At 69.4% G+C, this 7237-nt stretch carries 8 protein-coding genes and 1 pseudogene; 6 read left to right on the top strand and 3 right to left on the bottom strand.

The window, feature by feature from the left end; all coding sequences use genetic code 11:
- From ABZ312_RS41470 to ABZ312_RS41460, 3 genes are all read left to right on the top strand, one after another.
- The coding region (locus ABZ312_RS41470) for a transposase (protein WP_500439939.1) at window positions 1-242 on the top strand (242 nt) is incomplete at its 5' end.
- 402 nt (window positions 243-644) lie between these two features.
- On the top strand, window positions 645-1232 hold the full coding sequence (locus ABZ312_RS41465) for a hemerythrin domain-containing protein (RefSeq protein ID WP_500331672.1): 588 nt from the start codon (window positions 645-647) through the stop codon (window positions 1230-1232).
- A 421-nt stretch (window positions 1233-1653) separates the two neighbouring features.
- Complete coding sequence (locus tag ABZ312_RS41460; protein WP_500331670.1) at window positions 1654-2028, top strand: fic family toxin-antitoxin system, toxin component; 375 nt, start codon at window positions 1654-1656, stop codon at window positions 2026-2028.
- A 249-nt stretch (window positions 2029-2277) separates the two neighbouring features.
- Here the strand turns inward: ABZ312_RS41460 and ABZ312_RS41455 are convergent, their stop codons facing one another.
- Window positions 2278-3165, bottom strand: coding sequence for a helix-turn-helix transcriptional regulator (locus tag ABZ312_RS41455; RefSeq protein ID WP_500439938.1), 888 nt, complete (start codon window positions 3163-3165; stop codon window positions 2278-2280).
- Between the two features lie 132 nt (window positions 3166-3297).
- Here ABZ312_RS41455 and ABZ312_RS41450 point away from each other — a divergent pair, with 132 nt between their 5' ends.
- The 3 genes and pseudogenes from ABZ312_RS41450 to ABZ312_RS41440 all read left to right on the top strand — a co-directional run.
- Complete coding sequence (locus tag ABZ312_RS41450) at window positions 3298-4221, top strand: SDR family NAD(P)-dependent oxidoreductase (RefSeq protein WP_500331667.1); 924 nt, start codon at window positions 3298-3300, stop codon at window positions 4219-4221.
- A 54-nt stretch (window positions 4222-4275) separates the two neighbouring features.
- The gene (locus ABZ312_RS41445; RefSeq protein ID WP_500357867.1) at window positions 4276-5148 is read left to right on the top strand and encodes an NAD(P)-dependent oxidoreductase; all 873 of its coding nucleotides are present in this window, start codon (window positions 4276-4278) and stop codon (window positions 5146-5148) included.
- 503 nt (window positions 5149-5651) lie between these two features.
- Window positions 5652-5862, top strand: a pseudogene (locus tag ABZ312_RS41440) (IS110 family transposase); the annotation flags it as partial.
- Between the two features lie 130 nt (window positions 5863-5992).
- Here ABZ312_RS41440 and ABZ312_RS41435 read toward each other — a convergent pair.
- The gene (locus ABZ312_RS41435; protein WP_500439940.1) at window positions 5993-6586 is read right to left on the bottom strand and encodes a serine/threonine-protein kinase; all 594 of its coding nucleotides are present in this window, start codon (window positions 6584-6586) and stop codon (window positions 5993-5995) included.
- A complete protein-coding gene (locus tag ABZ312_RS41430; protein ID WP_500439937.1) occupies window positions 6538-7179 on the bottom strand; it encodes a serine/threonine-protein kinase in 642 nt (213 codons plus the stop codon). Before ABZ312_RS41430 ends, ABZ312_RS41435 begins: the two co-directional genes overlap by 49 nt.
- Window positions 7180-7237: the final 58 nt, after the last annotated feature.

Raw genomic sequence — 7237 nt, 5'->3', positions numbered from 1 at the left:
CAAGCGAGTTGGGCATCAACCTGTCGGTCGGCCGCACCGGCCAGTGCTGGGACAACGCCCTCGCCGAGTCGTTCTTCGCAACCATCAAGCGCGAGTTGATCGACGACCGGTCCTGGCCCAGCCGGGCGGCAGCCCACTCCGCAATCTTCGAGTGGATCGAGGGCTGGTACAACATACGTAGGCTCCACAGCAGCCTCGGCTACCGCAGTCCCGCCGAGTTCGAGGCCGCCCTCGCAGCTTGATCAACACACCGAACGTGTCCGTCAAAGCGGAGCAAGCTCAATTGACCTTGTGGTGGGCCTCGCCTTAAAGGTCACTTGTCGCCCGGCCGCCATTCCGTGCTGAACCAGTCGATCGACTCCGCCATCGCTGCGAATTCGGGATACCGTTCGCGCTGATTCCGCTGGTGACGCCGACCAGTCGCAGCCGTGTCATGGGCCCGTTCGTCAACCGCCGCCTGCGACTGCGGCCGGGGGCACTGATCGCAGGACTGATCAGCAGGCTGAACGTGCTCCTGCTTATTCAGCCTGATCTCGGCAGAGGCCCGACGAGTGGGCGTTTCGTTTGGGGCAGCTCGTTGCGGTCAGGTGCTCCGTTGGGAGGCTCGAGAAGTGCACCAATGCTACGTGAGCGGGTGGAGAGCCATGGGCGACGCGAAAAGCGAACGTCAACGAGCAGACGACCTGCCGGGTGGCAATGTCGTACGCATCCTATTGCAGCAGCACGCTCACATCCGGGACCTGTTCTCGAACGTGAAGAAAACGCGGGGCGATGAGAGGCAGCAGTGGTTCGACAAGCTCCGTGCCACACTCGCCGTCCACGAGACCGCGGAGGAGATGATCCTGCGGCCGGTTGCCAAACGCGCCGCCGGCGAGGCAGAGGTCGAGGCACGCAACCTCGAGGAAAAGTTCGCCAGCGAGACACTGGCCGAACTCGAGACGATGGATGTCGACAGCGACGAGTTCGACAAGAAGTTCGCCTACTTCGAACGAGCCGTCATCACGCATGCCGAACGGGAGGAACAGCAGGAGTTCCCCGCCGTGCTCGCCGGTTGTGACCGAGATCAATTGAGGACCATGGGCTACCACCTGCAGTCGGTCCTTTCCATGGCGCCCACACACCCGCATCCCAGGGTCGCCGGATCAACGACAGCGCAATGGGTGATGGGCCCGTTCGCCTCACTTTTGGACCGGGTCAAGGACGCGGTCGAAGCCGCCCGCAGCCGTCACTGAGGGCAGGGTCCGAGGTCCTGGCCGGAGGAGCGGGCCGGCTCGCCGTGGTGAGGTCGGCGGCCCGGGCTCCGACGCGCTGTGACCGCTCTGCCTCACTTGGTGAGAAGGTGGTGGGAAGGCAGTGAGTGATTTCCCCGGCTCCTTGCCCCGGACGCCTATGATCGGCGCGCCGCGTCCCTGCTTCGGCACCCCCACCTGTTAGAGCCCGTGGCTGCGCTGCACAGGGCTTCGCTTGTGGACCATCTGAGTTCCGACTGGAGCGCCGCGGCCTGACTGTGGATGGGGCGGGCATAGCGGTCAACGCCAGGGATCATTGTCACCCAGGGTAATGCGCGGGCGCTCATTTCGCGGACGCCTGGGGCGACACCTTCGCCGAGCAATTCGGGCACCCCCGGGCCGATGGCAGCGCGGGGGCCGCTGCGTGATCGTCCACATTGACCGGGCGTGGCTGCTGGACCTCGCACATCGCAACATGCCCGGTGACCCCGAGATCACCGACTTCGGGTCGATGGCGGCCGCTGTGGCGCGCCACGCGGACAAGGTGATGGGCACCCCCGTCTACACGGAGGTGCACCACCGAGCAGCCGCGTTGATGCACCAGCTCATCCGGATACCGGCGCTGGAGTACGCCAACGAGTTGTTCGGGGCGGTGGTGGCGGCGGCCTACCTGACGGCGAGCGGGGCCATCGTGACCGTGGGCGCGAAGGAAGCGGCGGAACTCGCGACGCGGATCGACCGGGACGCGTTGGACGTGCGGGCGGTCGCAGAGGCCATCCGGGGATGGGTGGCGGCGTAGGCGGTCGCGCGCTCAGGCGTCGGAGACCCCGGCTCTGTGTGGGCCGGGTGCCGGTGGTGACGTCGTATGGACGCCCCGGGCACCCGACCTTTCCCGGAACGCCGCTGCGCCCCTGCCGCCCTCTCGCGGCCGAGGAGCTGGGTCGGCCCGCTGCGCTACCGGCCTACGGGCGGATGGCGGCGACGGTAGCCGCCGCGCACGTTCTTGGACCCGGCTCGGGCGACGGGGCTGCCGGACGCCTGCGGGAGCCTACGGCGCGGTGCGTCCGGGAGCGGGCTGGTCGGCGACGGCGCCTGTGCCTCCTACATGGTCCGGAGCGATCATGCTTGCGAGGAGGCGCAGGCGTTCCTCGGAAGTGCTGCCTGGCTGCGCGTGGTAGGTGATCAGCGTCTGACCGGCGCTCGGTATGAGCAGCTTTTCGTAGCGCAGTTCCAGCGGTCCGGCCTGGGGGTGGCGGAACAAGGTGGTGCCGCTGGTCTTGTATTTGACGTCCTGGCGGGCCCAGAGCGTGCGGAAGCGTTCGCTGCTCAGGGTGAGCTCGCCGACGATCTCGACGAGTCGCGGGTCGTGCATGTCGGCGCCGACGATGGAACGCAGGTAGGGGACGACGCGGGCGGTCATGTCGTCCCAGTCCTGATGGAGCTCTCGCATCTCGGGTTCCAGGAACGCGGCGAGGATGCCGTTGTGGCCGGGGGCGTTGAATGGCGAGAGCGCGATGGCGAGGTCGTTGGCGGCGAGTACGTCCATGTACATGCCGTGGACGTACGCCGGAGTGAGCGGCCAGGAGCGGATGAGGGTGCACAGGCCCTCGCTGACCTTCTCGGGCCTGCGGGGCCGTTTGCGCTGCGGGTTCTTCCGCGCGGCGATCTGCAGCAGGTACGCCGTGGCCTCCTCGTCCAGCCGCAGAGCGCGGGCGATGCTGCGCAGGACCTGCTCGGAGGGATTCTTGTCGCGGCCCTGTTCCAGACGGTTGTAGTAGTCGGAGCTGATTCCCGCGAGGAAGGCGACCTCCTCGCGGCGCAGCCCCGGGACGCGCCGGTTGCCTTGATCGGGAACGCCGGCCTCGTCGGGTGAGATGAGCTCCCTGCGGGCGCGCAGGTACCGGCCCAGTGCGTTGGCGTCTTCGATGGCTGGCATGTTTCCAGCGTACGAAGGCATTCCGATTTCCTGGGTGGCCCTGCCGGTCCCAGTCTCAGCCCGTCCTGGTCCGCCTGCCGGCGTTCGGTGCAGCCTGGCGGCACAGTCCGCGAACCAGGAGGAACGCATCACATGTCCCAGCTCTTCACCACCGAGTTCAACCGCGACAGCACCGCCTCTGAGGTGATCGAGGGCGTCGACCTGTCCGGCAGGCGGGTGGTCGTCACTGGTGCCAACTCGGGCATCGGGGTCGAGACCGCCCGCGCTCTGGCGGCCGCCGGTGCCGAGGTCACGCTCGCCGTGCGCCGTCCCGAGGCCGGCGAGCAGGCCGCGGCGGACCTGCGCCAGGTCACCGGGAACGACGCGATCCACGTCGCCCGCCTCGATGTGTCCGACCTGGAGTCGGTACGCGCGTTCACCGCCGCCTGGCAGGGGCCGCTGCATGTTCTGATCAACAACGCCGGAATCATGATGCCGCCGGAACTCGAGCGCGGCATCGCCGGCCACGAGCAGCAGTTCGCCACCAACTACCTGGGGCACTTCGCCCTGACCCTGGGGCTGCACGGCGCCCTCGCCGACGCGGAGGGTGCGCGCCTGGTCTCGGTGTCCTCCGGCGGCCACCTGTTCTCTCCCGTCGTCTTCGATGACGTCGACTTCCGCTTCCGCCCGTACGACGCGCTCACCGCCTACGGGCAGTCCAAGACGGCCGAGGTCCTGCTGGCCGTCGAGGCCCAGCGCCGCTGGGCCGGCGATGGCATCACGGCCAACGCCCTGCACCCCGGTGCGATCGCCACCAATCTGCAGCGCCACACCGGTGGCCTGCGGACACCCGAGCCGTACCGCAAGACGGTCGAGCAGGGCGCGGCGACCACCGTGTTCCTCGCCGCGTCGCCCCTGGTCGAAGGGGTCGGCGGCCGCTACTTCGAAGACGTCAACGAGGCGCCGGTGGTCGACGGCCGTCCCACGCAGCTCGGTGTTCCCGGCGTGGCCCGCTACGCGCTGGACCCGGCCAACGCCGAGCGCCTGTGGGAGCTGGCCGGCGACATCGTCCGCTGAGGGCAGGCGGTCCGGTCTCCGCTTCCTGACCCGCACCAACGAAGGATCACTGCAATGACGGCAATCTCGAAAGTCGGTTTCATCGGTCTAGGCGACCAGGGCGGCCCCATGGCGGAAGCCATCGGCGAGCACGGCTTCGAACTGCATGTATGGGCCCGGCGCCCCGCCTCCCTGTCCGCGGTGGAGAATGTCCCCCACACCGTTCACGGCACCGTGCCTGGGATCGGCGCGTCCGTCCAGATGATCGGGTTGTGCCTGCGCGATGACGCCGATCTCTGGGACGTTCTGGACGGCCAGGGCCTCCTGGCCGCTGTCGCTCCCGGGACGATCATCGTCAACCACGGCACCGGTGACCCCACTGAGGCCGTACGCATCGCCGAACACGTCGCCCGGGCCGGAGGGATCTACCTCGACGCACCCGTCAGCGGCGGCAGCCCGGGCGCCCGCGCCCGCGCCTTGACCACCTTCACCGGCGGGTCGCGGGGCGCCTTCGAGGCGGCCCGGCCGGTGTTCGCCACGTTCAGCGACACGGTCAAGCTGATGGGACCGGCCGGCGCGGGCCAGTTCACCAAGCTGTTCAACAACGCGCTGACCATCACCAACATGAAGAACGCCGAGGACGTCCTCGGCCTGGCCGCACAGGTCGGTCTGGACGTTCCGGCCCTCATCGAGGTGGTTTCCGCCAGTAGTGGCGGAAGTGCGGCGCTCCGCGCCCTCGGGGGCGACATCACGCCGGAACTGGCCGAACACGTACACACTCTCATGAACAAAGACATGCACCACTTCGCCGACGCCGTGCGCGCAGGTGGCGGTGACCCCTCCGAGGTGCTGGTACGCGGCCTCGCCGGCGCCGCGGGCCTGGTCGAAACGGCCCGCATGGTGGCACTTACCCGGAAGAACGCCCCAGCGGAGCGGGGTGACGCGTGATGCCAGGATCCCGGCGACAGCCGTGCCGCCGTCTTGACCACCCACGGCGAGCCCCGGAACCCTGCTCGATGTCGAGATCCCCTCGGTCGTCGAGCGGGACGCGCTTTTGGTTCGCATGACCGCAGCGACGCTGTGCGGCACCGCGGGTGACACGGGCGGCGCTCTCCCCCTCCTGTCCTCGGGCATGAGCTGGTCGGCCGAGTCGTCACCTTGGGTTACGGTCCGCGACCTGCCGTCGAAGTAGGTTTGGTGTGGTGGGGTTGAGGTCGCGCGGGGTGTCGCGGGGGTAGTGGGCGGGGTCCCGGTCCGGAACGGTGAGGTCGGCGAGGCGGCCGGTGGCAAGAGTGCCGCGCAGGTGCTCCTCGCCAAGCATCCGGGCGTTGTCGGGTAGCAGCGGGCGCCGAGCGTCTTCTCCCGTTGTCCTCTCCGCAGTCCTGCCAGCGGGCCGCCGGCCTTCCGGCCCGGCGTGACCGTTCCCTGCCGGAATGAGGCAGGGGGTGTCACCGGGCCCGGCGGATGCCGGTGATGCCGCCGTCATCGGGATTTCGCACGCGTCATGGCACACACACACCCGGCGCTCGCTGGGGCACTGACCGACACGGTCACGGCCGAACTGACCGTCCTGGCCGGCTTCGACCAGGCCCTGGTGGTCGACGCGACCCGCGCACCTCCCACCGTATCCGTGGCCTGCTCACCCGCTTTCACCCGTCCGTTGTACCGGCCCGGCACCCCGGGCGGCTTCACGCCCGGCACCGCCCTGACCCTCGGCGCCCAACGTCACTCTGCCAAGCAGAAGCATCAGTACACCGTGCCAAAGGCACGTGCGGGAGTGGCGTCGTGCCCGTCAGTCGTCGTGACCGTGCTTCTTGTGGTCCTTGCCTTTGTGCTCCTCACCCTTGCCGCGAGGGCCGGGCGGAGTCCGGGAGGTCGGCGACATGCCGCCGGCTGGCGGTGAGACTTCGGCAGAGGGTACGGGGGGCACAGTGGCAGCAGGGGAAGGAGACGACGTCGGCCCGGGTGACGAGGCGCCGTCGCCGTCGGAGCTCCAGGCCGCACCGACGGCTGCCGCAGCCCCGAACACGGCAAGCCCGGCGACACCGGCCAGGATGCGAGTGCGCCGCGGCTGCGCGGCACCTCGCCCGTACAGGCGGGACGCGGCCGCGTCGGGCGGGGTCGCCGTGGGTGTCGGCTCGATGCCTGCCAGCGTCGCTGACCGCCGCTCGGGGTGCTGGCCTGCCGAGGCGGCAAGCCAGTCGGCGATCTGGTTGGCGGTGGGACGTCGGCCCGGGTCCTTGGCCAGTAGGGACAGGATGTAGTCCGCCAGCGCGCCCGACACCGCCGGGTTGAGCTGCCTGACGGGTACCGGCGCCGCGTCGACGTGCTGGTGGATCACCGCCAGCGGGGTCTCGCCGACGAACGGGGGCCGGCCGGTTGCCAGCTCGTACAGGACGCAGCCGAGGGCATAGACGTCCGAGGCGGGTTCGGCCGGGCGACCCAGCGCCCGCTGGGGGCCAGGTAGCCGCTCGAGCCCATCACCCGGCCGGTGGCGGTGAGCGCCCGGGACGCCTCGTCGGCGAATCGGGCGATCCCGAAGTCGGCGATCTTCACGGTGCCCTCAACGGTCACCATCACATTGGCCGGTTTGATGTCGCGGTGGATGACGGCCTGCCGGTGCGCCGCAGCCAGCCCCGCCGCAGCCTGAGCACCGATGTCCGACGCCCGCACGGAGTCCACCGGGCTGTGCGCAGCGAGTTCCTGAGCGAGGCTGCGCCCGTTGACGAGCTCCATCACGAGGTACAACTGGCCGTCATGCGAGCCGAAGTCGTACACGCTGACGACGTGGGGATGGTTGAGACGGGCCGCTGTCCTGGCCTCCAGGCGGAACCGGCCGGCGGCCTCGGCATCAGCGTCGCCGAGCATCAGTTTCACCGCCACCGCTCTTCCGAGCCCCTGATCGGCGGCCCGCCATACCTCTCCCATGCCCCCACGCCCCAGTGGCTCCTCCAGCCGATACCGCTCCGCCACCAGCACGCCCGCATCGCTCCTTGACCCACGACAACGTCTCGCACCACACCTACCCGTGAGTAGC

Origin of the sequence: Streptomyces sp. NPDC006207 (assembly GCF_040613835.1) — a bacterium.
Lineage (GTDB): Bacteria > Actinomycetota > Actinomycetes > Streptomycetales > Streptomycetaceae > Actinacidiphila.
The sequence above is the reverse complement of the archived record's forward strand: the minus strand, read 5'-3'. Positions and strand labels throughout refer to the sequence as shown.